Source organism: Paraburkholderia sediminicola (assembly GCF_046026675.1).
Taxonomy (GTDB): domain Bacteria; phylum Pseudomonadota; class Gammaproteobacteria; order Burkholderiales; family Burkholderiaceae; genus Paraburkholderia; species Paraburkholderia sediminicola_F.
This window is the reverse complement of sequence record NZ_JAQQEY010000001.1, coordinates 4,040,860-4,064,481: the sequence shown is the minus strand read 5'-3', so window position 1 is coordinate 4,064,481 and position 23,622 is coordinate 4,040,860. Positions and strand designations below refer to the sequence as shown.

The following is a 23,622-nucleotide window of genomic DNA, read 5'->3' as shown; positions in this document are numbered from 1 at the left end:
CGCCGCGACGCACGCGGCCCATAGTCATGTCAGCCATAGAAATTCGTAACGTCAAGAAGCGCTACAAGGATTTGCAGGCGCTCAAGGGCGTCAGCCTCACGGTGGAAGAAGGCGAGTTCTTCGGACTGCTCGGTCCGAACGGCGCGGGCAAGACAACGCTCATCAGCATACTCGCTGGTCTCGCGCGCGCCGATGAAGGCAGCATCGCGGTACGTGGCCATGACGTAGTCAGCGATTTCCGCGACGCACGCCGCGCGCTCGGCGTGGTGCCGCAGGAGCTCGTGTTCGATCCCTTCTTCACCGTGCGTGAAACCTTGCGCATCCAGTCCGGCTACTACGGGCTGCGCAACAACGACGCGTGGATCGACGAGATCATGGCCAATCTCGACCTCACCGAGAAAGCCGACGCCAATATGCGCGCGCTGTCGGGCGGCATGAAGCGCCGCGTGCTCGTGGCGCAGGCGCTGGTGCACCGGCCGCCGGTGATCGTGCTGGATGAGCCGACCGCGGGCGTCGACGTCGAGTTGCGTCAAACCTTGTGGAAATTCATCTCGCGCCTGAATCGTGAAGGCCACACGATCGTGCTGACCACGCACTATCTGGAAGAAGCCGAGTCGCTGTGCGACCGCATCGCGATGTTGCGGCGGGGCGAGGTCGTCGCGCTTGAGCGCACCAGCACGCTGCTGCAGCGCTTTGCCGGCATGCAGCTGTTCCTGCGTTTTACGCAAGGTGCGTTGCCGGCCGAGTTGCGTCCGCTCGAAGTGGAAAGCGGCGCGGGCAACGGCAACGGCCGGCAGCATCTGCTGCGGCTCGCGAGCTATGACGACGTCGAGCGGATTCTCGCGCAGTGCCGCGCAGCGGGCTGCGCATTCGAAGAAATCGAGGTCCGCAAAGCCGACCTCGAAGATGTGTTCGTTCAGGTGATGAACGGTCCGGAAGTGATCGAGGGGCTGGCATGAGCGGCTTTCGCACGCTGTTTTACAAGGAAATCCTGCGTTTCTGGAAGGTGTCGTTCCAGACCGTGCTGGCGCCGGTCATCACCGCGCTGCTGTATCTGACGATTTTCGGCCACGCGCTGCGCGGTCACGTTCAGGTCTATCCGGGTGTCGAGTACACGAGCTTTCTGATTCCCGGTCTCGTGATGATGAGCGTGCTGCAGAACGCATTTGCGAATAGCTCGTCCTCGCTGATCCAGTCGAAGATCACGGGCAACCTGGTGTTTGTGCTGCTGCCGCCGTTGTCGCACTACGAGATGTTCGGCGCGTACGTGCTCGCTGCCGTGGCACGTGGTCTTGCGGTCGGCTTCGGCGTGTTTATCGTGACGATCTGGTTCGTACCGGTCAGCTTCAGCGCGCCGCTTTACATCATCGCGTTCGCGATTTTCGGCGCGGCGATCCTGGGCACACTCGGTTTGATCGCCGGCATCTGGGCCGAAAAGTTCGATCAGCTTGCCGCATTTCAAAACTTTCTGATTATGCCGCTCACGTTCCTCTCGGGCGTGTTCTACTCGACGCATACGCTGCCACCGGTGTGGCGCGAAGTGTCGCGGCTCAATCCCTTTTTCTACATGATCGACGGCTTTCGCTACGGTTTCTTCGGGATGTCGGATATCAATCCGCTCGTGAGCCTTGCGATCGTTGCCGGTTTCTTTGTGGTGCTGGCCGTGGTGGCGATGCGCATGCTCGCCTCCGGCTACAAACTGCGCCACTGATCAGGAGCATCTCTCATGTTGCCGACTCCCGAACAGGTCAAGCAATACATCGCGGCTGGGCTCGCTTGCCAGCATCTCGAAGTCGAAGGCGACGGTCAGCATTTCTTTGCGACCATCGTTGCCGAGAGCTTCGAAGGCAAGCGTCTGATCCAGCGCCATCAACTCGTGTATGCGGCGCTCGGCGACCGCATGCGCGAAGAAATCCACGCGCTCAGCATGAAGACGCTGACGCCCGCCGAATGGCAGAACGCGTAATCTGGAAATTTAGTGCGAATTACTCAAGAAGGGCGCGACGCCGGTAGCGGCGCGTCGAACACAGTCAAAGCGGGCCCGGCTGAAGTCCGGGTTAATCAGGAACTGACAGGCATGGATAAACTCGTCATTGAAGGTGGCTACCCGCTGTCGGGTGAAGTCGTCGTCTCAGGTGCCAAGAACGCGGCGTTGCCGATCCTGTGCGCGAGTCTGCTTAGCGCGGAGCCGGTGCATCTGGACAACGTGCCCGACCTGCAGGACGTGCGCACGATGCTCAAGCTGCTCGGCCAGATGGGCGTGCAGATCGAGAGCGGCGAGGGCTGCGTGTCGCTGGATGCGTCGAAGGTCGATAACCTCGTCGCGCCGTACGAAATGGTGAAGACCATGCGTGCGTCGATCCTCGTGCTCGGCCCGCTGGTCGCGCGCTTTGGTCACGCTCGCGTGTCGCTGCCGGGCGGCTGCGCAATCGGCGCGCGTCCGGTGGACCAGCACATCAAGGGTCTGCAGGCCATGGGCGCCGAGATCACGATCGAGCACGGCTTCATCGAAGCGCGTGCGAAGCGTCTGAAGGGCGCGCGCATCGTGACCGACATGATCACCGTGACAGGCACCGAAAACCTGCTGATGGCAGCGGTGCTGGCTGAGGGCGAAACGGTCATCGAGAACGCCGCGCGTGAGCCGGAAGTGGGCGACCTCGCGCATCTGCTGGTCGAGATGGGCGCACAGATCGAAGGTATCGGCACTGACCGTCTGGTGATCCAGGGCGTCGACAAGCTGCATGGTGCAAAGCACACGGTGATTCCGGATCGTATCGAAGCCGGCACGTTCCTGTGCGCGGTCGCGGCTGCCGGTGGCGATGTCACATTGCGCAAGGTACGCCCGCTGATCCTTGAAGCCGTCACCGAAAAGCTGCGCGAAGCCGGCGTCACGATCGAAGAGGGCGACGGCTGGATGCGCGTGCGCATGGACAAGCGTCCGAGCGCGGTGAGCTTCCGCACGTCCGAATATCCGGCGTTCCCGACCGACATGCAGGCGCAGTTCATGGCGCTCAATACGCTCGCGGATGGCACCTCGCAAGTCGTCGAGACGATCTTCGAGAACCGCTACATGCACGTGCAGGAGTTGAACCGCCTCGGCGCGAACATCACGATCGACGGCAACACCGCGCTCGTGACCGGCGTCGAGAAGCTGTCCGGCGCGAAGGTGATGGCGACCGACCTGCGTGCGTCGGCAAGCCTCGTGATCGCCGCGCTGCGTGCCGAAGGTGAAACGCTGATCGACCGTATCTATCACCTGGATCGTGGTTACGACCGGATGGAAACCAAGCTCAACGCCATCGGCGCCAGGGTGCGCCGTATCTCGGGGAGCCAGGCATGAGTTCGATGCCGCAAACGTCGTCGTCGTCGCCGGCTGTGAGCGCACCGCTTACGCTGGCTTTGTCGAAAGGGCGTATCTTCGAAGAGACGCTGCCGCTGCTCGCCGCAGCCGGCATTGAAGTCGCCGAAGATCCGGAAACCTCGCGCAAGCTGATTCTGCCCACGACAGACGCGAACGTGCGCGTGATCATCGTGCGCGCCACGGACGTGCCGACCTATGTCGAATACGGCGCAGCCGATTTCGGCGTGGCCGGCAAAGACGTTTTGCTCGAGCACGGCGGCAGCGGTTTGTATCAGCCGGTCGATCTGGATATCGCGCGTTGCCGGATGTCGGTCGCGGTGGCGGCCGGTTTCGATTACGCGAACGCGGTGCGCCAGGGCGCGCGTCTGCGCGTGGCGACCAAGTATGTGGAAACGGCACGTGAGCATTTTGCCGCCAAGGGCGTGCACGTCGACCTGATCAAGCTGTACGGTTCGATGGAACTGGCGCCGCTGGTCGGTCTCGCCGACGCGATCGTCGACCTGGTGAGTTCGGGTAATACCTTGCGCGCCAACAATCTTGTCGAGGTGGAAGAGATCATGCAGATTTCGTCGCGCCTCGTTGTGAACCAAGCCGCGCTGAAGCTTAAGCGCGCGGCGCTGCGGCCGATCCTCGATGCGTTCGAACGCGCGTCGAAGGCCGGCGCTGCAGCCTGAAAGTTTGACCACGCTCGTTTGATCACGCTTTAGCGCGCCTTACCGAAACGGATACCCGTATGTCTATCAAGATTCGCAAACTCGATTCCAGCGCTCCCGACTTCCAGAAGTCGCTGCACGCGGTGCTCGCGTTCGAGGCGAGCGAAGACGAAGCAATCGAGCGCTCGGTCGCGCAGATCCTGAACGACGTGAAGGCACGCGGCGACGCCGCGGTGCTCGAGTACACGAACCGCTTCGACCGAGTCGAGGCGAAGAGCGTCGCGGCGCTCGAGTTGCCGATGTCCGAACTGGAAGCGGCGCTCGAAGGCTTGGAGCCGAAGCGCCGCGCAGCGCTCGAAGCGGCGGCGGCGCGCGTGCGCGGTTACCACGAGAAGCAGAAGATCGAGTGCGGCAGCCATAGCTGGCAGTACACGGAAGCCGACGGCACCGTGCTCGGCCAGAAGGTCACGCCGCTGGATCGCGCGGGTATTTACGTGCCGGGCGGCAAGGCGGCGTATCCGTCGTCGGTGCTGATGAACGCGATTCCGGCTCGCGTGGCCGGCGTGCGCGAAATCGTCATGGTCGTGCCCACGCCGGATGGCGTGAAGAATCCGCTGGTGCTGGCGGCGGCCTTGCTGGGCGGCGTAGATCGCGTGTTCACGATCGGTGGCGCGCAGGCGGTGGGCGCACTGGCGTACGGCACGGAAACAGTGCCCGCGGTCGACAAGATCTGCGGCCCCGGTAACGCGTATGTCGCGTCGGCCAAGCGCCGGGTGTTCGGCACGGTCGGTATCGACATGATCGCCGGGCCGTCGGAAATTCTCGTGCTGTGCGACGGTACGACGGACCCGCGCTGGATCGCGATGGACCTGTTCTCGCAAGCCGAGCACGATGAGCTCGCGCAATCCATCCTGCTGTGCCCGGACGATGCCTTCATCGCCCGCGTTCGCGATGCGATCAACGAACTGCTGCCGACCATGCCGCGCCAAGACGTGATCCGCGCGTCGCTCGAAGGTCGCGGCGCGTTGATCAAGGTGCGTGATATGGCCGAAGCCTGCGCGATCGCCAACGACATCGCACCGGAACACCTCGAAATCTCCGCGCTGGAACCGCATCAATGGGGTCAGCTGATCCGCCATGCCGGCGCGATCTTCCTCGGCCGTTACACCAGTGAAAGCCTCGGCGACTACTGCGCGGGGCCGAATCACGTGCTGCCTACGTCCCGTACCGCACGGTTCTCGTCACCGCTGGGCGTCTACGATTTCTTCAAGCGTTCGAGCGTGATCGAGGTCAGTGCGGAAGGCGCGCAGACGCTTGGTGAGATCGCCGCCGAACTCGCTCACGGCGAAGGCCTGCAGGCGCATGCCCGCAGCGCCGAATACCGGATGCGGCAGAACGGCTAAGCGCGGCTGACCGCAACGAGCCGGAGTACGGAGCAGGCGGGCATCGAGCCGATGTCCGCAAACTCTGGCGACGGATTACGCGCGGTTTCCCGTTAAATAACGACAATACAGACCAACCTGGGGCAGTCCGCAAGCCGCCGATTCCCGGCCGGCGTCTCCCGTGCGGCCCGGTCCACTGACTTATGACGACACCTCAAGACATCATCCGCCGCGACGTGCTCGCGATGACGAGCTATCCGGTTCCGGACGCCACGGGCTACATCAAGCTCGATGCGATGGAAAATCCGTTTCCGCTGCCGCCGGTGCTCGCCGCCCATCTGGGCGAGCATCTGGCCGGCGTTGCGTTGAACCGTTACCCGGCGCCGCGCCCGGAAGCGCTGATCGAAAAGATCAAGCGCGTGATGGGTGTGCCCGCGGGTTGCGACGTGCTGCTCGGCAACGGCTCGGATGAAATCATCAGCATGGTGTCGGTGGCGTGCGCGAAGCCGGGCGCCAAGGTGCTTGCGCCGATGCCGGGTTTCGTCATGTATCAGATGTCAGCGAAGCTGGCGAATCTGGAATTTATCGGCGTGCCGCTGAAGCCCGATTTCACGCTCGACACCGAAGCGATGCTGGCGGCGATCGCCGAGCATGAACCGGCGGTCGTCTATCTGGCCTATCCGAACAACCCGACCGGCACGCTGTACGACGACGCGGATATGGAGCGCATCATCGCTGCGGCGAACAAGAGCCTGGTGGTGATCGACGAGGCGTACCAGCCGTTCGCGCAGCAAAGCTGGCTGCCGCGCGCCGACGCGTTCGACAACGTCGTCGTCATGCGTACGGTGTCCAAGCTCGGGCTGGCCGGCATCCGCCTGGGTTATCTGGTCGGTAAGCCCGCCTGGCTCACCGAATTCGACAAGGTGCGCCCGCCCTACAACACCAATGTGCTGACGCAAGCCGCCGCCGATTTCCTGCTCGACCACGTCGACGTGCTCGACGCCCAGGCCGAGCAACTGCGCGAAGAACGCACGAAACTCGCGCAGGCTGTGGCCCAATTGCCGGGCGCCGAAGTGTTCCCGAGCGCCGGCAACTTCCTGCTGGTGCGGGTGCCTGACGCATCCGTTATGTTCGAAACGCTGCTGGCAGCACGGGTTTTGATCAAAAACGTGAGTAAAATGCATCCATTGCTGGTCAATTGCGTGCGTTTGACCGTCGGTTCGCCCGAAGAAAACGCCCAATTGATCGCCGGACTGAAACTCGTGCTGCACTGAACGGCGAGCTGAATGGCCGCGTGAGTGCTTTTCCCTACTGGAGAAAGCGCGCGCGGTCCGCCGTGTTCCCATCCCACACTACTATCGCTTTCTAGCTAGATTCGAGGAATTACCATGCGCCTTGCGGAAGTCGTTCGCAACACAAGCGAAACGCAGATCCGTGTGAAGATCAATCTGGACGGCACCGGTCAGCAGAAGCTGGCCACCGGTGTGTCGTTTCTTGATCACATGCTCGACCAGATCGCACGACACGGCTTGTTCGATCTCGACATCGAAGCGCATGGCGACCTCGAAATCGACGACCACCACACGGTCGAAGACGTCGGCATCACGCTCGGCCAGGCCGTCGCGAAGGCAATTGGCGACCGCAAGGGCATTCGCCGCTACGGTCATTCTTACGTGCCGCTCGACGAAGCGCTGTCGCGCGTTGTGATCGATTTTTCCGGACGTCCGGGTCTCGAATTCCATGTGCCGTTCACGCGCGCGCGCATCGGCACGTTCGACGTCGATCTCTCCATCGAATTTTTCCGCGGCTTCGTCAATCACGCCGGCGTCACGCTGCACATCGACAACCTGCGCGGCCTGAACGCCCATCATCAGATGGAAACGGTGTTCAAGGCTTTCGGGCGTGCATTGCGCATGGCCGTCGAGATGGACGAACGCGCGGCGGGGCAGATTCCGTCGACCAAGGGCAGCCTTTAAGCGCTCATTTACCAGCCTCGTGACCAGGACCGGCTGCGCTTGCCCGCACCCGGTGTGCGATGGATATTCTGAAGTCGTTTATTTCGCTGCTGGCGTTGATCAACCCGGTCGGCGCCATCCCGTTCTTCATGAGCCTGACAGCGCATCAGAGCGACGCCGAGCGGCGCAGAACGATCCGCATCGCGGCAATTTCGGTGTTCTGCGTGATTGCGGTGACCACGCTGCTCGGACAGCAGATCATCAGCTTCTTCGGCATTTCGGTCGGCTCGCTCGAAGTGGGCGGCGGGATCATCATGCTGCTGATGGCCATCAACATGCTGAACGCGCAGATCGGCAACAGCCGTTCGACGGCGGAAGAGCGCGATGAGGCCGAGCAGAAGGACAACATCGCGGTTGTACCACTGGCGATTCCGCTGTTGACCGGCCCGGGCGCGATCAGCACCACGATCATTTATGCGGCCGGCTCGGCGCACTGGTACGACCGGTTGAGCCTCGTGGCGATCGGCGCGGTATTGGCGGCGATCTGCTTTTTTTCGCTGCGCCTCGCCGAACCGATTGCCCGCTGGGTAGGTCGCACGGGTATTAACATCGGCACACGGCTCATGGGTTTGATGTTATCGGCGCTGGCGGTGGAATTCATCGTCGATGGATTGAAGGCATTGCTGCCTAACTTGAAATGAAAACTTCGATAGCGATTGTGGATTACGGAATGGGCAACCTGCGCTCGGTTGCCCAGGCATTGCGCAAAGCCGCGCCGGAGGCGGACGTGGCGATCGTCGATCAGCCCGAAGCGATCCGCTCGGCCGACCGCGTGGTGCTGCCCGGCCAGGGTGCCATGCCTGACTGCATGCGCAGTCTGGCCGAATCCGGCCTGCAGGAGGCGGTCGTCGAAGCCTCGCGCACCAAGCCGCTGATGGGCGTGTGCGTCGGCGAGCAGATGCTGTTCGACTGGAGCGCCGAGGGCGATACGCCTGGCCTCGGTCTGTTGCCCGGCAAGGTGTTGCGCTTCGATCTGGAAGGCCAGGTACAGGACGACGGGTCGCGCTTCAAGGTCCCGCAAATGGGCTGGAACCGCGTGCGCCAGGCGCAGCCGCATCCGTTGTGGGACGGCGTCGCCGATAACGCGTTCTTCTACTTCGTGCATAGCTATTACGTCGTGCCGGACAACGCCGCCCATACCTCGGGCGAAACGGTGTACGGTGTGCCCTTTACCTCGGCGGTGGCGCGGGATAACATCTTTGCGACCCAATTCCACCCGGAAAAGAGCGCCGAAGCGGGGCTGCGCGTGTATCGCAACTTCGTGCACTGGAACCCGTGAGCCCCTTTCTTCATCCTGTTGCCCTACGCCGTTCCGCCACACGCGGAGCGTCGGCCGTGCGCCACAACCGCAGCAAGACGATTTCGCTCCATGCGTTCCAATATGGCGCTCCGCAAGGGCGTCGAAAGAGTTGTACTAAACTAGCGAAACGGCGTTATGGCGGGCTGGCTTGTCAGCCGCTGCCGCCGACCTTCAACCACCTCCCAGACAACACCCGATTGCTATGCTGCTGATTCCCGCCATCGACCTGAAAGATGGTCACTGTGTACGCCTCAAACAGGGCGATATGGACCAGGCGACGATATTTTCCGAGGAACCGGCGGCGATGGCCCGGCATTGGGTCGATCGCGGCGCCCGCCGTCTACACCTCGTCGACCTGAATGGCGCGTTCGCCGGCAAGCCGAAAAATGAAGACGCGATCCGCGCGATCATCGAGGAAGTGGGTGGCCAGATTCCCGTCCAGCTGGGCGGCGGCATTCGCGACCTGAACACGATCGAGCGCTATCTCGACGACGGTTTGTCGTACGTCATCATCGGCACGGCTGCGGTGAAGAATCCGGGCTTCCTGCAGGATGCGTGCACGGCTTTCGGCGGCCATATCATCGTCGGTCTGGATGCGAAAGACGGCAAGGTTGCCACCGACGGCTGGAGCAAGCTGACCGGCCATGAAGTGGTCGATCTGGCGCGCAAGTTCGAGGATTACGGCTGCGAGTCGATCATCTACACGGACATCGGCCGCGACGGCATGCTTCAGGGCATCAACATCGAAGCAACGGTGCGTCTCGCCCGCGCGGTGAAGATTCCGGTGATCGCGAGCGGCGGTTTGTCGAACCTCGCGGACATCGAGTCGCTGTGCGAAGTCGAGGACGAAGGCATCGAAGGCGTGATCTGCGGCCGGGCGATCTACTCGGGCGATCTGGACTTCGCGGCTGCGCAGACCCTCGCGGACCGGCTGCGCGAATCGGACGACGCTTAAGGCTCAAAGCTCGAGGCGCCGCGGTCAACTCGGAATCGACGCAGCAGCGGACTTGGACGGACTAGAAGCGGCGGAAGCAACGGCGCGTCACGAAAGCGCGTCAAGCCGCTTGCTGGCGTCTTCGGCACATTTCCGGCTTCCGGCCTGACGCGCCGAGCAGCGCCGGCACAGTGCCGCTCGTGAAGATTCAGGCGAGCGGCCTCATCAGCGGTATTGGCAGAATTGCACGATTATGGCTCTAGCTAAACGCATCATCCCCTGTCTCGACGTCACGGCTGGCCGCGTGGTCAAGGGCGTCAACTTCGTCGAATTGCGCGATGCGGGCGACCCGGTCGAAATCGCGCGCCGCTACGACGATCAGGGCGCCGACGAACTGACCTTCCTCGACATCACCGCCACCTCAGACCAGCGCGATCTGATTCTGCCGATCATCGAGGCGGTCGCCTCCCAAGTGTTCATTCCGCTGACGGTCGGCGGCGGCGTGCGCGCTGTCGAAGACGTGCGGCGGCTGTTGAACGCGGGCGCGGACAAGATCAGCATGAACTCGTCGGCGGTCGCGAATCCGCAACTCGTGCGCGATGCGACGGACAAATACGGCTCGCAATGCATCGTCGTCGCCATCGACGCGAAGCGCGTCTCCGCAGACGGCGAACCGCCGCGCTGGGAGGTCTTCACGCACGGAGGGCGCAAGGCCACCGGCCTCGAAGCCGTCGAATGGGCGCGTAAGATGGCCGAACTAGGCGCGGGCGAAATCCTGCTGACCAGCATGGACCGCGACGGCACCAAGAGCGGCTTCGATCTCGCGCTCACGCGGGCAGTGTCCGATGCGGTATCGATTCCGGTGATCGCCTCGGGCGGCGTCGGCTCGCTGCAGCATCTGGCCGACGGCATCAAGAGCGGCCACGCGGACGCAGTGCTCGCCGCCAGCATCTTCCACTACGGCGAACACACCGTGGGCGAGGCCAAGCGCTTCATGGCCGATCAAGGCATTTCGGTGAGGTTGTGACGTGGTGAATTCCTCGGCAGTAGAGTGGCTCGACAAGGTCAGGTGGGACGCGAACGGCCTCGTGCCGGTGATCGCGCAGGAAGCGTCGACCAACGACGTGCTGATGTTCGCGTGGATGAACCGCGAAGCCTTGGCTAAAACCGTCGAAACCGGCCGCGCGGTGTATTTCTCGCGCTCGCGCCAACGCCTGTGGTTCAAGGGCGAAGAATCCGGCCACGTACAGCATGTGCGCGAAGTGCGGCTCGATTGCGACGAAGACGTCGTGCTGCTGAAGGTCGAGCAGGTGTCGGGCATCGCGTGCCACACCGGCCGTCACTCGTGCTTTTTCCAGAAATTCGAAGGCACGGTTGAAGATGGCGACTGGGTCGCCGTCGATCCCGTGTTGAAAGATCCCGAACACATCTACAAATGACGCAATCCACGCAATCCACGGAATCGGCTTCGTCCACTAAAGACACGCTGCTGCGCCTCGCGGCCATCATCGACAGCCGCAAGGGCGGCGATCCGGACATCTCATACGTGTCGCGCCTGTTCCACAAAGGCGATGACGCGATTCTCAAGAAGATCGGCGAAGAGGCCACCGAAGTCGTGCTGGCCGCCAAAGACACGCGCCACGGCAGCGCGCCGAAAGCGCTGGTCGGCGAAGTGGCGGACCTCTGGTTCCACTGCCTCGTGATGCTGTCGCATTTCGACCTCAGCCCGGCTGACGTGCTTGCCGAACTCGAGCGCCGTGAAGGCCTGTCGGGCATCGAGGAAAAGGCGCTGCGCAAGAGCCGCGAGCGCGAAGAGAACGGCGACTGATTGTCGTCACCTTGTCGCCGCGGCTTGAAGTGGCGAACGTCGGCACCCACATTGCACTGAACGCATAGGATCGCATCCTCGGGAGGACGCAAGCATGGAACAGTCGCAAGGAAATTATCCGCCGCCGGTCTACCGCAACGCGATCGAGCCAGAGCGCGAACGCAGCCTGCGCACGCTCACGCATGTGCTGTATGCGCTGTATGCGGTTCATTGGCTGACGGGGGGTCTGACGATTCTGATCGCGATCATCATCAACTACGTGAAGCGGCCCGATGTGGTGGGCACGCCTTACGAAGCGCACTTCGAGTGGCAGATCCGCTCGTTCTGGATGGCCTTGCTGGGTTATGCGATCGGCGGTGTGCTGCTGTTCGTGGTGATCGGCATTCCGGTCCTGTGGGCCGTCAGCATCTGGATGTTGTACCGTATTATCAAAGGCTGGCTGTATCTGTACGATAACAAGCCGCTCGCGAATCCGCGTGGCTGGTTCTGAGTTGGGTCCGGCTGCGGCCGGCCAGGATCTGAGCCGTGCCGCACGATGCTTCGCGCTCTAGCCATACTGTGTCAGGAATACGATGAGCCACGACCCGAACTGCCTTTTCTGCAAGATCGCCGCCGGCGAGATTCCGTCGACCAAAGTCCATGAAGACGACGAATTCGTTGCCTTCCGCGACATCCGTCCGGCCGCTGAAACGCACGTGCTGGTGATTCCCCGCAAACACATCGCCACGCTGTCGAATTGCACCGAAAGCGACGCACCGCTGCTTGGTAGAATGCTTGTTCTGGTGGCGCGTCTGGCCGACCAGCTGGGCGTGGCGTACACCGGCGGCGAAACCGGCTTTCGTACGGTCATCAATACGGGTCCGGGCGGCGGGCAAGAGGTGTATCACGTGCACGCGCACATTCTCGCCGGCCCGCGTCCGTGGCAGCGCATGGGCTGATAGAACAGGCTGACTGAGCGGGCTCGTAAATAACCGCAGGCTGCGAGGCGCGCGGCGAGTTTTGGCCGCCGACAATAGCAGGGCCGTTTTCTTGCTGCACTGTAACGACGCCGACGCGATCGTCAGGTCACAATGGCACACCGTGTCGTGGGTTGAATCGAAACAGCTCGCGGCAACGTATAGATGGAGCGTACGCGCTTCGATTCACGCCGTAAGGCGCACGAGTTTTGCCGCATCACGTGCGGTGTCGGGGTTAAGGAGAGTAGTCATGGGTTCGTTGAGCATTTGGCATTGGCTGATCGTGTTGCTGATCGTGGCGCTCGTGTTCGGCACGAAGAAGCTGCGCAATATCGGTACCGATCTGGGTGGCGCGGTGAAGGGCTTCAAGGAAGGCATGAAGGAAGCCGAAACGCCCGCAGGTGAAGCGCAGCAGCGCGAACTGCCGCGCAATGGCGCGGTAGATGTGGATGCGAAGGAAAAGACGCCGCGTTCCGGCGATTACCGCTAAGCCGCGGCCCAACCGCGTTACTGACGGACACTCCACTTCATGCTGGACCTCGGTCTAACCAAGATGGCGCTGATCGGCGTCGTCGCGCTGGTCGTACTCGGGCCTGAGCGCCTGCCTCGCGTCGCCCGCACGGCAGGCGCGCTATTCGGCCGCGCGCAGCGGTATATCAACGACGTGAAAGCCGAAGTCACCCGCGAAATCGAACTCGACGAATTGCGTCGCATGAAAACCGAGTTCGAAGCGGCGGCGAGCAATGTCGAAACCAACGTTCAGGACAATCTGCGCAAGCATGAGACAGAACTGAACGACGCGTGGAACAGCGGCACGTCGGTGTCGCCGAGCATTGCCGGCGGCGCACTTGAAGATGTCAGCACTTCGCCGTGGCAGACAAGCACGCCCCCAGCAGGCTCCAAACGCAAGAACTGGCGCGTCAAGCAGACCGCCATGCCCACCTGGTACAAGCGCGCCACCACGCGCCGCACGCGTGTGCAGTCGGGCGCGGCGCGCGTAGCGCGGCATACGCCGGCTACCATGCGTCGTCCGACGCGGTTCTTCTGATGATCAGAACGACAATCTCTAACCGAGGGCCGGTGTGAGCGACCCCCAGCAAACCCAGGACGAAGGCACTGAAGAGACCTTCATTTCCCACCTCGTTGAATTGCGCGACCGTATCATCCGCGCCGGCCTTGCCGTCATCGTGGTGTTTGTCGGGCTCGTGTATTGGGCGCCGGATATCTTCCGGCTGCTGGCGCGGCCCTTGATGCAGAATCTGCCGAAGGACGGCAAGATGATCGTCACCGACGTCACCGGCTCGTTCTTCGTGCCGATGAAGGTGACCATGCTCGTCGCCTTCGTAATCGCGCTGCCGATCGTGCTGTACCAGATCTGGGCGTTTGTCGCGCCGGGTTTGTATCAGCATGAGAAGAAGCTGGTCGGGCCGCTGGTGGGCAGCAGCTACACGCTGTTCCTGTGCGGCATGGCGTTCGCGTACTTCGTGGTGTTCCCGACGATCTTTCGCGTGATGGCGCACTACAACGCGCCGCTCGGCGCGGAGATGACCACCGATATCGACAACTACCTGAGCTTCGTGCTCACCATGTTCCTTGCGTTTGGCGTGACGTTCGAAGTGCCGATTGTCGTGGTGCTGCTGGTCCGCATGAACGTGCTGACCATCAAGAAGCTCAAGGAAATCCGTCCGTATGTGATCGTGGGCGCGTTCGTGATTTCGGCGGTGGTGACGCCGCCGGACGTGTTCTCGCAGCTGATTCTGGCGATTCCGCTGATCGTGCTGTACGAGGCAGGCATCATCGCGGCGCGGTTGATTGTCGGCAAGCAGAAGCCTGTGATTGCGGACGACAGTCCGCCGGGTTGAACGGCAGCGGAGAGACAAACAAAAAGGGCAGTCCATCACGGACTGCCCTTTTTGTTTGCGGTGCCCTCACCACTGGCCGCTATCTATCTCTTCTCAACCGCCGTCGTCGTCCTGCTGATCGCCGCCGCCGTTGTCCTCGGCCGGTTGCTTCGGCGGAGGCGGGCGCTTGCCGATCGTCACCTCCAGATCCATCTCGTGGCTCTTGCGTACCAGATGAACCTTCGCCGCCGTGCCCGGCTTGATCTGCGCGATGACATTCAACAGACGCGTGGTGTCGGTGATCTCCTGGCCGTTCACGCTTACCAGGATGTCACCCGGCTTGATGCCCGCGCGGTCGGCCGGGCCGTTCTTCAGCACGCCCGCGACAATCGCGCCCGACTTCTGCTCGAGCCCGAACGATTCGGCGATTTCCGGCGTCACGTCCTGCGGCTCCACGCCGATCCAGCCGCGCGTGACCGAGCCCGTCGTGATGATGCTCTCCAGCACGCTACGCGCGGTCGAGACAGGGATCGCAAAGCCGATGCCGAGCGAGCCGCCCGAGCGCGAATAGATGGCGGTATTGATGCCGAGCAGATTGCCGTTCACGTCGACCAGCGCACCGCCCGAGTTGCCCGGGTTGATGGCGGCGTCGGTCTGAATGAAGTTTTCGAACGTGTTGATGCCGAGGTGATTGCGCCCGAGCGCGCTGACAATACCCATGGTCACCGTCTGGCCGACGCCGAACGGATTGCCGATCGCCAGCACCACGTCGCCCACGCGCGTCTGGTCCATGCGGCCGAGCGTGATGGTGGGCAAGTTGGTCATGTTGACCTTCAGCACGGCCAGATCGGTCTCTGGATCGACACCGATCACCTTCGCGTTGGTGGTGCGACCATCGGCCAGAGCGATTTCGATCTGATCGGCGCCGTCCACGACGTGCTGGTTCGTTAGAATGTAACCTTCCGAACTCACTATCACCCCCGAGCCGAGATTCGACGCGGGTTGCTCCTGCTGCTTGCCTTTGTTCTTATCGCCGAAGAAGTAGCGGAACAGCGGATCTTTCGCGCGCGGATCGGGCGGCAGTGAGCCATCCTTGCTGGAGAACACATTGACGACCGCGGGCATGGCTTTTTGCGCGGCGTCAGCATAGGACGCCTGTGCAGGACCCGTGCCGATGCCTGGCGCCACTTCCCGAAGGGCGACGATCGGTTCGGCGAGTTGCTTGCCGAATTGCCCTTGACGCTGGAGCCACTGCGGTTTGAGGGTCGCAATGATGAACATCAGCGCCAACAGCACAGTCACCGCTTGGGCAAAGAACAGCCAAAAGCGTCTAAGCATCTGAAGACTAGAGGTTTATATGGATCGGATCGAACTTGAATTGTACTTGAACAATCTCCTTGAAACCGCGCGCTTCAAGGACTATTGCCCCAATGGATTGCAGGTAGAAGGGCGCCGCAGGATCAATAAGCTCGCGACCGGTGTGACGGCTTCAGTGGCCTTCCTCGAGGCCGCGCTCGACTGGGGTGCGGACGCGGTGCTGGTCCATCACGGCTACTTCTGGCGCAACGAGGCGCCGCAGATCACCGGCCGCAAACACGCTCGGCTGAAGCTGCTGATCGCCAACGACCTGAACCTGTTCGCTTATCACCTGCCGCTCGACGACCATCCTGAATTCGGCAACAACGCGCAGATCGGCGCGAAGATGGGCTGGATCAGCGATGCGCGTTTCGGCGAGAACGATCTCGGCTGGCTCGCCACGTTTCCGATGCCGATCACGCTCGCGCACTTCACCGCGCAAGTCGAGCAGACGCTCGGCCGCACGCCGCTCGTGTTCGGCGACCCGGATCGCGAATTGCGCCGCGTGGGCTGGTGCACCGGCGCCGCGCAAGGCATGTTCGACGCCGCCATCAATGCCGGCGCCGACGTCTACCTGACCGGTGAAGTGTCGGAGTCGGTGATGCACACTTCGGCGGAAAGCGGCGTGGCGTTCCTCGCGGCCGGCCATCACGCCACCGAACGTTTCGGCGTCCAGGCGGTGGGCAAGCATCTGTCCGAGCAGTTCGATATCGAACACGTATTTATCGATATCCCCAATCCCGTCTGAATTGAAAATCGGCATTAGATAAGAAAAAGGCACGAATAACGTAGAGGGTGCTTAAAAGGAGGTGTGAAAAAGGTTGCGATCCGTACGGAGAAACCCTGACTTATCAAGGGCTTCGCACGGTTTTTGGCAATGGGGCCTTGTAAATGCCGACTCCATTCGCGCAAACTAGCGGCGGTAGAAGCGACGTGAAGGAAAAATCCAACTCAGAAGTGGGGCGTGTAATGCGAGACAAGGAAGATGAACGCGTCGACGGCGGCCGCCGTACCTGGCTGATAGCGACGACCGTAGCAGGTGGCATAGGAGGCGTTGCCACTGTCGTACCCTTTGTTAGTTCGTTTGCACCATCTGAAAAGGCCAAGGCGGCAGGCGCCCCGGTCGAAGTCGATATCGGTAATCTCAAGCCTGGCGACATGATGACCGTTGCCTGGCGCGGTAAGCCGGTATGGATCATCAATCGCACCGACAGAATGCTGGCCGATGTCCAGAAAGCCGATAACGAAGTAGCGGATCCCCACACCAAGAATCCTTTTTCGATGCCGTTGCCGGAGTACTGCAACAACGAATTCCGTTCGCGCACCGATCATAAGAATCTTTTCGTCGCCGTCGCCGTGTGCACCCATCTGGGCTGCACGCCGACGCCGCGCTTCCAGGAGGGCGCGCAGCCCAATCTTCCCGACGACTGGCCAGGCGGCTTCCTGTGCCCGTGCCACGGCTCGACCTATGACATGGCCGGCCGCGTCTTCAAGAACAAACCTGCGCCGCAGAACCTCGACATCCCGCCTTACATGTTCACGTCGGCCACCGGCCTCGTGATCGGCAAGGACGAGAAAGGAGAAGCGTAATGGCGATCGAACATGAAGTAGAGACGACCGGGCTGGTCGGCTGGATCGACCGGCGCTTTCCGCTGACTTCCACGTGGAAGAAGCACGTTTCCGAGTACTACGCGCCGAAGAACTTCAACTTCTGGTACTTCTTCGGTTCGCTCGCGCTGCTGGTGCTGGTCAATCAGATCGTCACCGGCATCTTCCTCACGATGAACTACAAGCCCGACGCGACGCTCGCGTTCTCGTCGGTCGAGTACATCATGCGCGAGGTGCCGTGGGGCTGGCTGATCCGCTATATGCACTCCACCGGCGCGTCGATGTTCTTCGTCGTCGTGTATCTGCACATGTTCCGCGGGCTGATGTACGGCTCGTACCGCAAGCCGCGCGAACTGGTGTGGATCTTCGGCTGCGCGATTTTTCTGTGCCTGATGGCCGAGGCGTTCTTCGGCTACCTGCTGCCGTGGGGCCAGATGTCGTTCTGGGGCGCTCAGGTGATCGTGAACCTGTTCTCGGCGATTCCGTTCATCGGACCGGATCTGTCACTGTGGATCCGTGGCGACTACGTCGTCTCGGACGTCACGCTGAACCGCTTCTTCGCGTTCCATGTGATCGCGATTCCGCTGGTACTGATCGGGCTGGTGGTCGCGCACCTTGTGGCGCTGCACGAAGTGGGGTCGAACAACCCAGACGGCATCGAGATCAAGGCGAAAAAGGACCCGGACGGCATTCCGCTCGACGGCATCCCGTTCCACCCGTACTACTCGGTGCACGACTTCATGGGCGTGACGGTGTTCCTGATCATCTTCGCGGCAATCATCTTCTTCGCACCGGAGATGGGTGGGTACTTCCTTGAAGCGAACAACTTCATTCCCGCCAATCCGCTGCAAACGCCGCAGGAAATTGCGCCAGTGTGGTACTTCACGGCGTTCTATGCGATGTTGCGCGCCACCACCGATCCATTCAAGATCGTGCTGATGATCATTGTCGCGCTGCTCGGTCTGTTCGCGCTGGTGCGCGCACGCGGCAAATGGAAGCTCGGTTTGCCGGTGCTCGCCGTGCTGGTGGTTCTGGCGATGGCGTTCACCGAATCGAAGTTCTGGGGCGTGGTGGTGATGGGCGGCGCGGTGATCTCACTGTTCTTCCTGCCGTGGCTCGATCGCTCGCCGGTGAAATCGATTCGTTACCGGCCGTTTTTTCACAAGGTGTTCTACGGGATCTTCGTGCTGGCGTTCCTGACGTTGGGCTTCCTCGGCACCAAACCGCCGTCGCCTGCCTCGACGTTGATTGCCCAGATATGCGCGCTGATCTACTTCGCGTTTTTCCTCGGTATGCCCGTCTGGACGCGGCTTGGCACGTTCAAGCAGCCGCCCGAGCGGGTGCGGTTCAAGCCCCACTAATCGCGAGCCCGGAGAACACGAAATGAAAAAACTGCTTTCGACGTGCGCGCTGATCGGCGCGACACTGCTCGCGGTGCTGGCCGGACCGGCGCACGCGGACGAGAATTTCCCTCTCGACCGCGCGCCCGATAACGCGGAGAATTTTGCTTCGTTGCAGCACGGCGCCCAATTGTTTGTAAACTATTGCCTGAATTGCCATAGCGCGAGTCTGATGCGCTACAGCCGGCTGACCGACCTCGGCATTAAGCCGACCGAAATCCAGTCGAACCTGTTGTTCACCACGGATAAGGTAGGCAACACCATGACCGTGGCGATGCGCCCGGACGACGCGAAAGCGTGGTTCGGCGCGAGTCCGCCGGATTTGTCGGTGGAAGCGCGGGCGCGCGGCAAGGACTGGCTATACACGTATCTGCGCAGCTTCTATCGCGACAATACGCGGCCAACCGGCTGGAACAATCTGGTGTATGAAAACGTGAGCATGCCTCACGTGCTGTGGCAGCTTCAGGGGCAACGTACCGCGAAATTCGGTGACGAAGTCGACGAAAAAACAGGCGAAACGGTGCACAAATTTGTCGGCTACCAACAGGTCACGCCGGGGACGATGTCGCCGGTAGATTATGATTCTGCTGTGGCCGACCTCGTGTCGTACCTGTCATGGATGTCCGAACCGACGCAGAAAACCCGCAAACAGCTTGGCGTGTGGGTGCTGCTGTTCCTCGGCGTCCTGAGCTTTTTCGCCTGGCGACTGAACGCCGCGTACTGGAAACATATCAAATAATCACGCCGTCACCCGGCGTGGGGCCGGCGCCAGGAAAAACCTGTTGAACGGTTTTTCCGCGCGCTGGCCTTTCAGCTTTTTGAGGAAACGTAAACATGATGGTTCTGTATTCCGGCACAACTTGCCCGTTCTCCCAGCGCTGCCGGCTGGTGTTGTTCGAAAAGGGCATGGACTTCGAGATCCGCGACGTCGACCTGTTTAACAAGCCGGAAGACATCGCTGTGATGAATCCGTATGGTCAGGTGCCGATTCTCGTCGAACGGGACCTGATTCTGTACGAATCGAACATCATCAACGAATACATCGACGAGCGCTTCCCGCACCCGCAACTGATGCCGGCCGATCCGGTTCAGCGCGCCCGCGCCCGTCTGTTCCTGCTGAACTTCGAAAAGGAACTGTTCGTTCACGTCGGCACGCTCGAAAACGAAAAGGGCAAGGCCGCTGAGAAGAATCACGAGAAGGCACGTCTCGCGATTCGCGATCGCCTGACGCAGCTCGCACCGATCTTTCTGAAGAACAAGTACATGCTGGGCGAAGAGTTCTCGATGCTGGACGTCGCGATCGCGCCGTTGCTGTGGCGTCTGGACCACTACGGCATCGAGCTGTCGAAGAATGCTGCACCGCTGATGAAGTACGCCGAGCGCATTTTCAGCCGCCCGGCTTATATCGAAGCGCTGACACCTTCGGAAAAGGTGATGCGTCGTTGAGTTTGGCTTTGGGGTGAGGGCGCCGCGTCTCGATTGTTTTCCGTGCGCGCCCCAACCCGGTAAGAGGACTGTTGATGCAAGAGATTTCCACCAAGCCTTATCTGCTGCGCGCGCTGTACGAGTGGTGCACGGATAACGGCTACACGCCGCATATTGCGGTCCGGGTCGACAATCAGACGCGCGTGCCGAGGCAGTTCGTGCGCGATAACGAGATCGTGTTGAACATCAGCTTCGAGGCGACCAGCCAGTTGCAGATGGGCAATGAATGGATCGAGTTCAGCGCGCGCTTCTCTGGCAAGTCGCACAAGATCGAAGTGCCGATCGCCAATATTCTCGCGATCTACGCGCGGGAAAACGGGCAGGGTATGGCGTTCCCGGTCGAGTCGGCGGGCGGCGAAGCGCAGGACTCAGGCGCCGATGCGGAACTGGCGGACGAGACCGAGTCACCGGCCGCCCCCGTGAGCGTGGCGCCGCGTGCGGTCGAAACGTCGTCTTCTGCCGCTGATGCCGCCAAAGCGCAAACCGCGACGGACGGCCCGCAGCCTGACGATGATGGATCAAAAGGTGGCGGAAGGGCTCGCCTCAAGATCGTGAAATGAAGTAGAATCACGGCCTCATGCCGGCTTAGCTCATCAGGTAGAGCGCTTGACTTGTAATCATGAGGTGGCGGGTTCGAGTCCTGCAGCCGGCACCAGTAGTGCGAAAGCGGGTTTCTGAATAATTTCAGAAACCCGCTTTTTTATTTGGGGCGGGAGTTTCGCGGGCTGGACGAGAGGCGGAAACGGCTCATTTTTGCCGGATCTCATTCACCTTGTCGATTGTGGACACTTTAGTCTACGAACTGCCCGCAGACCACAGCAAAGGGCGGTGGCATCAGGCTTGTCGGGGCAGCCGCCCACAGATACCGCCCCGCGAACCCGACTGGGAGAGGTACTATTCGGGCGTCAGTCGGCATCACGATCAGTCACTCCGGCGGGCAACGCCCCCCGAGACGCGAGTTTTCACCGCGTCACTCCCGCAACACAGATCCCACCTTCATCATGACCAGCCCCGCAATCATCACCTGGCCCGAAGCCGACGGCCCCCGCACTGCGCGTTGGCGCTCCGAAGCCGCGGTGCCGCCGCCCAAGCGCGTTGTCGTCGCCGATGACCGCACCACCGCCGACTCTGCCTACCGCCTCGCGTGCGAAGGCACCGCGCTGCTCTGGAACGGCGACTTTCAGAACGCTCGCCAATTGCTGCAGGCGGTCACGCGCCGGCTGGAGCGCAAACCGCGCAAGCACGGCGAAACGCCGATCGACGCGTTCAACCTGCATCGTCAGGCACAGTCGCAACGTGCCCGCACGCTCGGCATGATCCTGATTCCGCTCGACGCTGCGTACGCAATTCCGCTGCGCCGCTCGCCGGAAGTACAGCAGGCCTGCATCGAAACCTATGGACCGTCTACCGACGAGCCCTCGGTCGTGTCGCTGCGCGAATTGCTCGGTCTGATCGGCGCGCATGAGTGGCGTAAGAAGGGCGTGGAAATTCCTGCGCTGGGTGAGCGCATCCATCCGCACTACGGCGTGTTTTCGCCGGTGCGCGGTGAATATGTGGATCTGGTCGCGCGCACGCCGTTGCCGTCGTTGAACAAGGCGTTCGATATCGGCACCGGTACGGGCGTGCTGGCTGCGCTGCTCGCCAAACGCGGTGTGAAAAAAATCGTCGCGACCGATCAGGACCCGCGAGCGCTGGCCTGCGCGCGCGAAAATCTCACGCGTCTTGGCTACGATCAGCAAGTCGAGATCGTGCAAGCCGATCTGTTTCCGGAAGGCCGTGCGCCGCTGGTGATCTGCAATCCGCCGTGGCTGCCTGCGCGGCCCGCCTCACCGATTGAATACGCGATCTACGATTCGGAAAGCCGCATGCTGATCGGTTTTCTGGACGGGCTGGCGGAACATTTGTCGCCGGGCGGGGAAGGCTGGCTGATCATGTCGGACTTCGCTGAGCATCTCGGATTGCGTACGCGCGAGTGGCTGCTTGCCGCCATTGAAAAGGCTGGGCTGACCGTTGTGGGTCGCGAGGATATTCGTCCGCGGCACCCGAAGTCGACCGATGAGACCGACGCGTTACATACGGCGCGCAAGGCTGAAGTGACGTCGCTCTGGCGTTTGAAGGCACGCTAAACGGTGGCGCGCAGGGGGAGTGCGATGACGCTTATAAAGGCGCAACTGAAGAACGGCGAGTCAGACCGGCACGCCGCGTGCCTCGAGATACGCTAATGCGCCGCGCCCGGCCGCCAGCCCGCTGGCGAAGCAGGCGGTGAGCAGATAACCGCCGGTCGGCGCTTCCCAGTCGAGCATTTCACCCGCGCAGAACGCGCCGGGCAGATGCTCGATCATCAAATGTTGATCAAGCGCTTCGAAGGGGACGCCGCCCGCGGTGCTGATCGCTTCCGCGATAGGCCGGGCGCGCGTGAGTCGCACCGGCAGCGCTTTGATCGCGTGCGCTAGGCCATTCGCATCGGCGAAGGCTTCCTTCGACAGAATCTCGTGCAATAAGGCTAGTTTTACGCCCCCAATGCCGACTCTGCCATGCAGGTGAGTCGACATGGAACGCGAACCGCGCGGTCGCGTGACCTCGGCCACGACACGTTCCAACGTCAAGCCTGGCGCCAGGTCCAGCGCGATCGTGACGTCGCCCTCGGCGAGAATCCGCTCGCGGATGGCTGCCGACAGCGCGTAGATCAGGCTGCCTTCGAGGCCGGTTTCGGTCAGAAGTATTTCACCTTGTCGATTGTGGACTTTATTGTCTACATCGGTGAGCATGATGGCCACGGATTTCACCGGCTGACCTGCGAAACGCTCGCGAAGATAGGGACTCCAGTCCGCGTCGAAGCCGCAGTTCGCGGGCCGCAACGGTGTCACCGGCACCTCGCGTGCGCTCAGCAGCGGCACCCAGGCGGCGTCCGATCCGAGCCTCGGCCAGCTTGCGCCACCGAGTGCGAACACCACGGCATCGCAGGTCACGCGTTGCTCGCCATCGGGCGTTTCGAAGCGCAACGTGTGCGCCGCGGTGGCGCCGCCATCGTTGTCCCAACCGGTCCACTTGTGGCGCATGTGAAAGCGAACGCCCGCTTCTCTCAACCGATGCAACCACGCACGCAGCATCGGTGCCGCTTTCATATCGGTCGGAAAAACCCGCCCCGAACTGCCGACGAACGTTTCGATGCCAAGCCCATGCAGCCAGGCCCGCAAGGCGTCGGGACCGAATAGGTCGAGTAGTGGCGCGATCTGTTCGCGGCGTGCGCCGTAGCGGCCAAGAAACGGCTCGAGCGCTTCCGAATGCGTGATGTTCATGCCGCCTTTGCCCGCCATCAGGAATTTGCGGCCAACGGATGGCATCGCGTCGTAGACGTCGACTTGTACGCCGTGCAGGGCCAGCGCCTCGGCGGCCATCAAGCCGGCGGGGCCGCCGCCGATCACGGCGACGCGGGCGGAATCGAAGGAGGATGACATGCGGTCCTGCGGATGAGCGGGGGCGGCGCGTTGGCCTGATCTGAC

28 protein-coding genes and 1 tRNA gene are annotated in these 23,622 nt (G+C 61.9%); 27 read left to right on the top strand and 2 right to left on the bottom strand.

Going from position 1 to position 23,622, the window contains the following annotated elements; genetic code table 11:
* Nucleotides 1–26 precede the first annotated feature (26 nt).
* From PQQ86_RS17810 to tatC, 19 genes are all read left to right on the top strand, one after another.
* Nucleotides 27–959 carry an ABC transporter ATP-binding protein gene (locus PQQ86_RS17810; protein ID WP_408269202.1) on the top strand — a complete coding sequence of 311 codons (933 nt, stop codon included), beginning with the start codon at nucleotides 27–29 and terminating at the stop codon, nucleotides 957–959.
* Nucleotides 956–1,711: an ABC transporter permease gene (locus tag PQQ86_RS17805; RefSeq protein WP_093643443.1), complete on the top strand. Its 756-nt coding sequence runs from the start codon at nucleotides 956–958 to the stop codon at nucleotides 1,709–1,711. The genes PQQ86_RS17810 and PQQ86_RS17805 overlap by 4 nt, the downstream gene beginning before the upstream one ends.
* A gap of 15 nt (nucleotides 1,712–1,726) precedes the next feature.
* Nucleotides 1,727–1,966 (top strand): BolA family protein, encoded by a 240-nt coding sequence (locus tag PQQ86_RS17800; RefSeq protein WP_054036615.1) that lies wholly within the window; start codon nucleotides 1,727–1,729, stop codon nucleotides 1,964–1,966.
* Between the two features lie 111 nt (nucleotides 1,967–2,077).
* On the top strand, nucleotides 2,078–3,340 hold the full coding sequence (murA, locus tag PQQ86_RS17795; protein WP_494478230.1) for a UDP-N-acetylglucosamine 1-carboxyvinyltransferase: 1,263 nt from the start codon (nucleotides 2,078–2,080) through the stop codon (nucleotides 3,338–3,340).
* A complete protein-coding gene (gene hisG / locus PQQ86_RS17790) occupies nucleotides 3,337–4,035 on the top strand; it encodes an ATP phosphoribosyltransferase (RefSeq protein ID WP_408269197.1) in 699 nt (232 codons plus the stop codon). Before murA ends, hisG begins: the two co-directional genes overlap by 4 nt.
* A gap of 59 nt (nucleotides 4,036–4,094) precedes the next feature.
* Nucleotides 4,095–5,417 (top strand): histidinol dehydrogenase, encoded by a 1,323-nt coding sequence (hisD, locus tag PQQ86_RS17785; protein ID WP_408269193.1) that lies wholly within the window; start codon nucleotides 4,095–4,097, stop codon nucleotides 5,415–5,417.
* Nucleotides 5,418–5,599: 182 nt separating this feature from the next.
* Complete coding sequence (gene hisC, locus PQQ86_RS17780) at nucleotides 5,600–6,670, top strand: histidinol-phosphate transaminase (protein WP_408269190.1); 1,071 nt, start codon at nucleotides 5,600–5,602, stop codon at nucleotides 6,668–6,670.
* Between the two features lie 114 nt (nucleotides 6,671–6,784).
* On the top strand, nucleotides 6,785–7,372 hold the full coding sequence (gene hisB, locus PQQ86_RS17775; RefSeq protein ID WP_408269187.1) for an imidazoleglycerol-phosphate dehydratase HisB: 588 nt from the start codon (nucleotides 6,785–6,787) through the stop codon (nucleotides 7,370–7,372).
* Nucleotides 7,373–7,431: 59 nt separating this feature from the next.
* On the top strand, nucleotides 7,432–8,052 hold the full coding sequence (locus tag PQQ86_RS17770; RefSeq protein ID WP_097390541.1) for a YchE family NAAT transporter: 621 nt from the start codon (nucleotides 7,432–7,434) through the stop codon (nucleotides 8,050–8,052).
* Nucleotides 8,049–8,690 (top strand): imidazole glycerol phosphate synthase subunit HisH, encoded by a 642-nt coding sequence (hisH, locus tag PQQ86_RS17765; RefSeq protein WP_408269184.1) that lies wholly within the window; start codon nucleotides 8,049–8,051, stop codon nucleotides 8,688–8,690. Before PQQ86_RS17770 ends, hisH begins: the two co-directional genes overlap by 4 nt.
* Nucleotides 8,691–8,913: 223 nt before the next feature.
* The gene (gene hisA / locus PQQ86_RS17760; RefSeq protein ID WP_408200025.1) at nucleotides 8,914–9,666 is read left to right on the top strand and encodes a 1-(5-phosphoribosyl)-5-[(5-phosphoribosylamino)methylideneamino]imidazole-4-carboxamide isomerase; all 753 of its coding nucleotides are present in this window, start codon (nucleotides 8,914–8,916) and stop codon (nucleotides 9,664–9,666) included.
* Between the two features lie 232 nt (nucleotides 9,667–9,898).
* A complete protein-coding gene (gene hisF, locus PQQ86_RS17755) occupies nucleotides 9,899–10,672 on the top strand; it encodes an imidazole glycerol phosphate synthase subunit HisF (protein ID WP_054036627.1) in 774 nt (257 codons plus the stop codon).
* A 1-nt stretch (nucleotide 10,673) separates the two neighbouring features.
* Nucleotides 10,674–11,084, top strand: coding sequence for a phosphoribosyl-AMP cyclohydrolase (hisI, locus tag PQQ86_RS17750; RefSeq protein WP_408269179.1), 411 nt, complete (start codon nucleotides 10,674–10,676; stop codon nucleotides 11,082–11,084).
* Nucleotides 11,081–11,473 (top strand): phosphoribosyl-ATP diphosphatase, encoded by a 393-nt coding sequence (locus PQQ86_RS17745; protein ID WP_408269176.1) that lies wholly within the window; start codon nucleotides 11,081–11,083, stop codon nucleotides 11,471–11,473. The genes hisI and PQQ86_RS17745 overlap by 4 nt, the downstream gene beginning before the upstream one ends.
* 94 nt (nucleotides 11,474–11,567) lie before the next feature.
* Nucleotides 11,568–11,963, top strand: coding sequence for a DUF4870 family protein (locus tag PQQ86_RS17740; protein WP_063497496.1), 396 nt, complete (start codon nucleotides 11,568–11,570; stop codon nucleotides 11,961–11,963).
* Between the two features lie 82 nt (nucleotides 11,964–12,045).
* On the top strand, nucleotides 12,046–12,411 hold the full coding sequence (locus PQQ86_RS17735) for a histidine triad nucleotide-binding protein (RefSeq protein ID WP_408269173.1): 366 nt from the start codon (nucleotides 12,046–12,048) through the stop codon (nucleotides 12,409–12,411).
* A 268-nt stretch (nucleotides 12,412–12,679) separates the two neighbouring features.
* Nucleotides 12,680–12,919: a Sec-independent protein translocase subunit TatA gene (tatA, locus tag PQQ86_RS17730; RefSeq protein ID WP_093643459.1), complete on the top strand. Its 240-nt coding sequence runs from the start codon at nucleotides 12,680–12,682 to the stop codon at nucleotides 12,917–12,919.
* A gap of 39 nt (nucleotides 12,920–12,958) precedes the next feature.
* Nucleotides 12,959–13,477 (top strand): Sec-independent protein translocase protein TatB, encoded by a 519-nt coding sequence (gene tatB / locus PQQ86_RS17725; RefSeq protein WP_408269169.1) that lies wholly within the window; start codon nucleotides 12,959–12,961, stop codon nucleotides 13,475–13,477.
* 34 nt (nucleotides 13,478–13,511) lie between these two features.
* Entirely contained in the window at nucleotides 13,512–14,291 is a 780-nt protein-coding gene (gene tatC / locus PQQ86_RS17720; protein WP_408200015.1) for a twin-arginine translocase subunit TatC, read from the top strand.
* A 93-nt stretch (nucleotides 14,292–14,384) separates the two neighbouring features.
* On the opposite strand, the gene PQQ86_RS17715 is transcribed toward tatC, so the two are convergent.
* Nucleotides 14,385–15,608 carry a Do family serine endopeptidase gene (locus tag PQQ86_RS17715; protein WP_054036636.1) on the bottom strand — a complete coding sequence of 408 codons (1,224 nt, stop codon included), beginning with the start codon at nucleotides 15,606–15,608 and terminating at the stop codon, nucleotides 14,385–14,387.
* Nucleotides 15,609–15,627: 19 nt separating this feature from the next.
* Here PQQ86_RS17715 and PQQ86_RS17710 point away from each other — a divergent pair, with 19 nt between their 5' ends.
* From PQQ86_RS17710 to PQQ86_RS17675, 8 genes are all read left to right on the top strand, one after another.
* Nucleotides 15,628–16,374, top strand: coding sequence for a Nif3-like dinuclear metal center hexameric protein (locus PQQ86_RS17710; protein WP_054036638.1), 747 nt, complete (start codon nucleotides 15,628–15,630; stop codon nucleotides 16,372–16,374).
* 221 nt (nucleotides 16,375–16,595) lie between these two features.
* On the top strand, nucleotides 16,596–17,216 hold the full coding sequence (gene petA / locus PQQ86_RS17705; protein ID WP_408270333.1) for a ubiquinol-cytochrome c reductase iron-sulfur subunit: 621 nt from the start codon (nucleotides 16,596–16,598) through the stop codon (nucleotides 17,214–17,216).
* Complete coding sequence (locus PQQ86_RS17700) at nucleotides 17,216–18,595, top strand: cytochrome b (RefSeq protein WP_408269164.1); 1,380 nt, start codon at nucleotides 17,216–17,218, stop codon at nucleotides 18,593–18,595. Before petA ends, PQQ86_RS17700 begins: the two co-directional genes overlap by 1 nt.
* A gap of 22 nt (nucleotides 18,596–18,617) precedes the next feature.
* On the top strand, nucleotides 18,618–19,373 hold the full coding sequence (locus PQQ86_RS17695) for a cytochrome c1 (protein ID WP_408269161.1): 756 nt from the start codon (nucleotides 18,618–18,620) through the stop codon (nucleotides 19,371–19,373).
* Nucleotides 19,374–19,468: 95 nt separating this feature from the next.
* Nucleotides 19,469–20,080: a glutathione S-transferase N-terminal domain-containing protein gene (locus PQQ86_RS17690; protein ID WP_006052302.1), complete on the top strand. Its 612-nt coding sequence runs from the start codon at nucleotides 19,469–19,471 to the stop codon at nucleotides 20,078–20,080.
* A gap of 74 nt (nucleotides 20,081–20,154) precedes the next feature.
* Complete coding sequence (locus PQQ86_RS17685; RefSeq protein ID WP_408269157.1) at nucleotides 20,155–20,679, top strand: ClpXP protease specificity-enhancing factor; 525 nt, start codon at nucleotides 20,155–20,157, stop codon at nucleotides 20,677–20,679.
* A gap of 19 nt (nucleotides 20,680–20,698) precedes the next feature.
* Nucleotides 20,699–20,774: transfer RNA gene (locus PQQ86_RS17680), tRNA-Thr, on the top strand.
* Nucleotides 20,775–21,120: 346 nt separating this feature from the next.
* The gene (locus PQQ86_RS17675; RefSeq protein WP_408269154.1) at nucleotides 21,121–22,245 is read left to right on the top strand and encodes a methyltransferase; all 1,125 of its coding nucleotides are present in this window, start codon (nucleotides 21,121–21,123) and stop codon (nucleotides 22,243–22,245) included.
* Nucleotides 22,246–22,305: 60 nt separating this feature from the next.
* Here the strand turns inward: PQQ86_RS17675 and PQQ86_RS17670 are convergent, their stop codons facing one another.
* Entirely contained in the window at nucleotides 22,306–23,577 is a 1,272-nt protein-coding gene (locus PQQ86_RS17670; protein WP_408269151.1) for a TIGR03862 family flavoprotein, read from the bottom strand.
* Nucleotides 23,578–23,622 lie beyond the last annotated feature (45 nt).

Coding starts and splice junctions, on each gene's coding strand:
- PQQ86_RS17810 (WP_408269202.1), top strand. CDS start 27: ATGTCAGCCATAGAAATTCGTAACGTCAAGAAGCGCTACAAGGATTTG.
- PQQ86_RS17805 (WP_093643443.1), top strand. CDS start 956: ATGAGCGGCTTTCGCACGCTGTTTTACAAGGAAATCCTGCGTTTCTGG.
- PQQ86_RS17800 (WP_054036615.1), top strand. CDS start 1,727: ATGTTGCCGACTCCCGAACAGGTCAAGCAATACATCGCGGCTGGGCTC.
- murA (WP_494478230.1), top strand. CDS start 2,078: ATGGATAAACTCGTCATTGAAGGTGGCTACCCGCTGTCGGGTGAAGTC.
- hisG (WP_408269197.1), top strand. CDS start 3,337: ATGAGTTCGATGCCGCAAACGTCGTCGTCGTCGCCGGCTGTGAGCGCA.
- hisD (WP_408269193.1), top strand. CDS start 4,095: ATGTCTATCAAGATTCGCAAACTCGATTCCAGCGCTCCCGACTTCCAG.
- hisC (WP_408269190.1), top strand. CDS start 5,600: ATGACGACACCTCAAGACATCATCCGCCGCGACGTGCTCGCGATGACG.
- hisB (WP_408269187.1), top strand. CDS start 6,785: ATGCGCCTTGCGGAAGTCGTTCGCAACACAAGCGAAACGCAGATCCGT.
- PQQ86_RS17770 (WP_097390541.1), top strand. CDS start 7,432: ATGGATATTCTGAAGTCGTTTATTTCGCTGCTGGCGTTGATCAACCCG.
- hisH (WP_408269184.1), top strand. CDS start 8,049: ATGAAAACTTCGATAGCGATTGTGGATTACGGAATGGGCAACCTGCGC.
- hisA (WP_408200025.1), top strand. CDS start 8,914: ATGCTGCTGATTCCCGCCATCGACCTGAAAGATGGTCACTGTGTACGC.
- hisF (WP_054036627.1), top strand. CDS start 9,899: ATGGCTCTAGCTAAACGCATCATCCCCTGTCTCGACGTCACGGCTGGC.
- PQQ86_RS17745 (WP_408269176.1), top strand. CDS start 11,081: ATGACGCAATCCACGCAATCCACGGAATCGGCTTCGTCCACTAAAGAC.
- PQQ86_RS17740 (WP_063497496.1), top strand. CDS start 11,568: ATGGAACAGTCGCAAGGAAATTATCCGCCGCCGGTCTACCGCAACGCG.
- PQQ86_RS17735 (WP_408269173.1), top strand. CDS start 12,046: ATGAGCCACGACCCGAACTGCCTTTTCTGCAAGATCGCCGCCGGCGAG.
- tatA (WP_093643459.1), top strand. CDS start 12,680: ATGGGTTCGTTGAGCATTTGGCATTGGCTGATCGTGTTGCTGATCGTG.
- tatB (WP_408269169.1), top strand. CDS start 12,959: ATGCTGGACCTCGGTCTAACCAAGATGGCGCTGATCGGCGTCGTCGCG.
- PQQ86_RS17715 (WP_054036636.1), bottom strand. CDS start 15,608: ATGCTTAGACGCTTTTGGCTGTTCTTTGCCCAAGCGGTGACTGTGCTG.
- PQQ86_RS17710 (WP_054036638.1), top strand. CDS start 15,628: ATGGATCGGATCGAACTTGAATTGTACTTGAACAATCTCCTTGAAACC.
- petA (WP_408270333.1), top strand. CDS start 16,596: ATGCGAGACAAGGAAGATGAACGCGTCGACGGCGGCCGCCGTACCTGG.
- PQQ86_RS17700 (WP_408269164.1), top strand. CDS start 17,216: ATGGCGATCGAACATGAAGTAGAGACGACCGGGCTGGTCGGCTGGATC.
- PQQ86_RS17695 (WP_408269161.1), top strand. CDS start 18,618: ATGAAAAAACTGCTTTCGACGTGCGCGCTGATCGGCGCGACACTGCTC.
- PQQ86_RS17690 (WP_006052302.1), top strand. CDS start 19,469: ATGATGGTTCTGTATTCCGGCACAACTTGCCCGTTCTCCCAGCGCTGC.
- PQQ86_RS17685 (WP_408269157.1), top strand. CDS start 20,155: ATGCAAGAGATTTCCACCAAGCCTTATCTGCTGCGCGCGCTGTACGAG.
- PQQ86_RS17675 (WP_408269154.1), top strand. CDS start 21,121: ATGACCAGCCCCGCAATCATCACCTGGCCCGAAGCCGACGGCCCCCGC.
- PQQ86_RS17670 (WP_408269151.1), bottom strand. CDS start 23,577: ATGTCATCCTCCTTCGATTCCGCCCGCGTCGCCGTGATCGGCGGCGGC.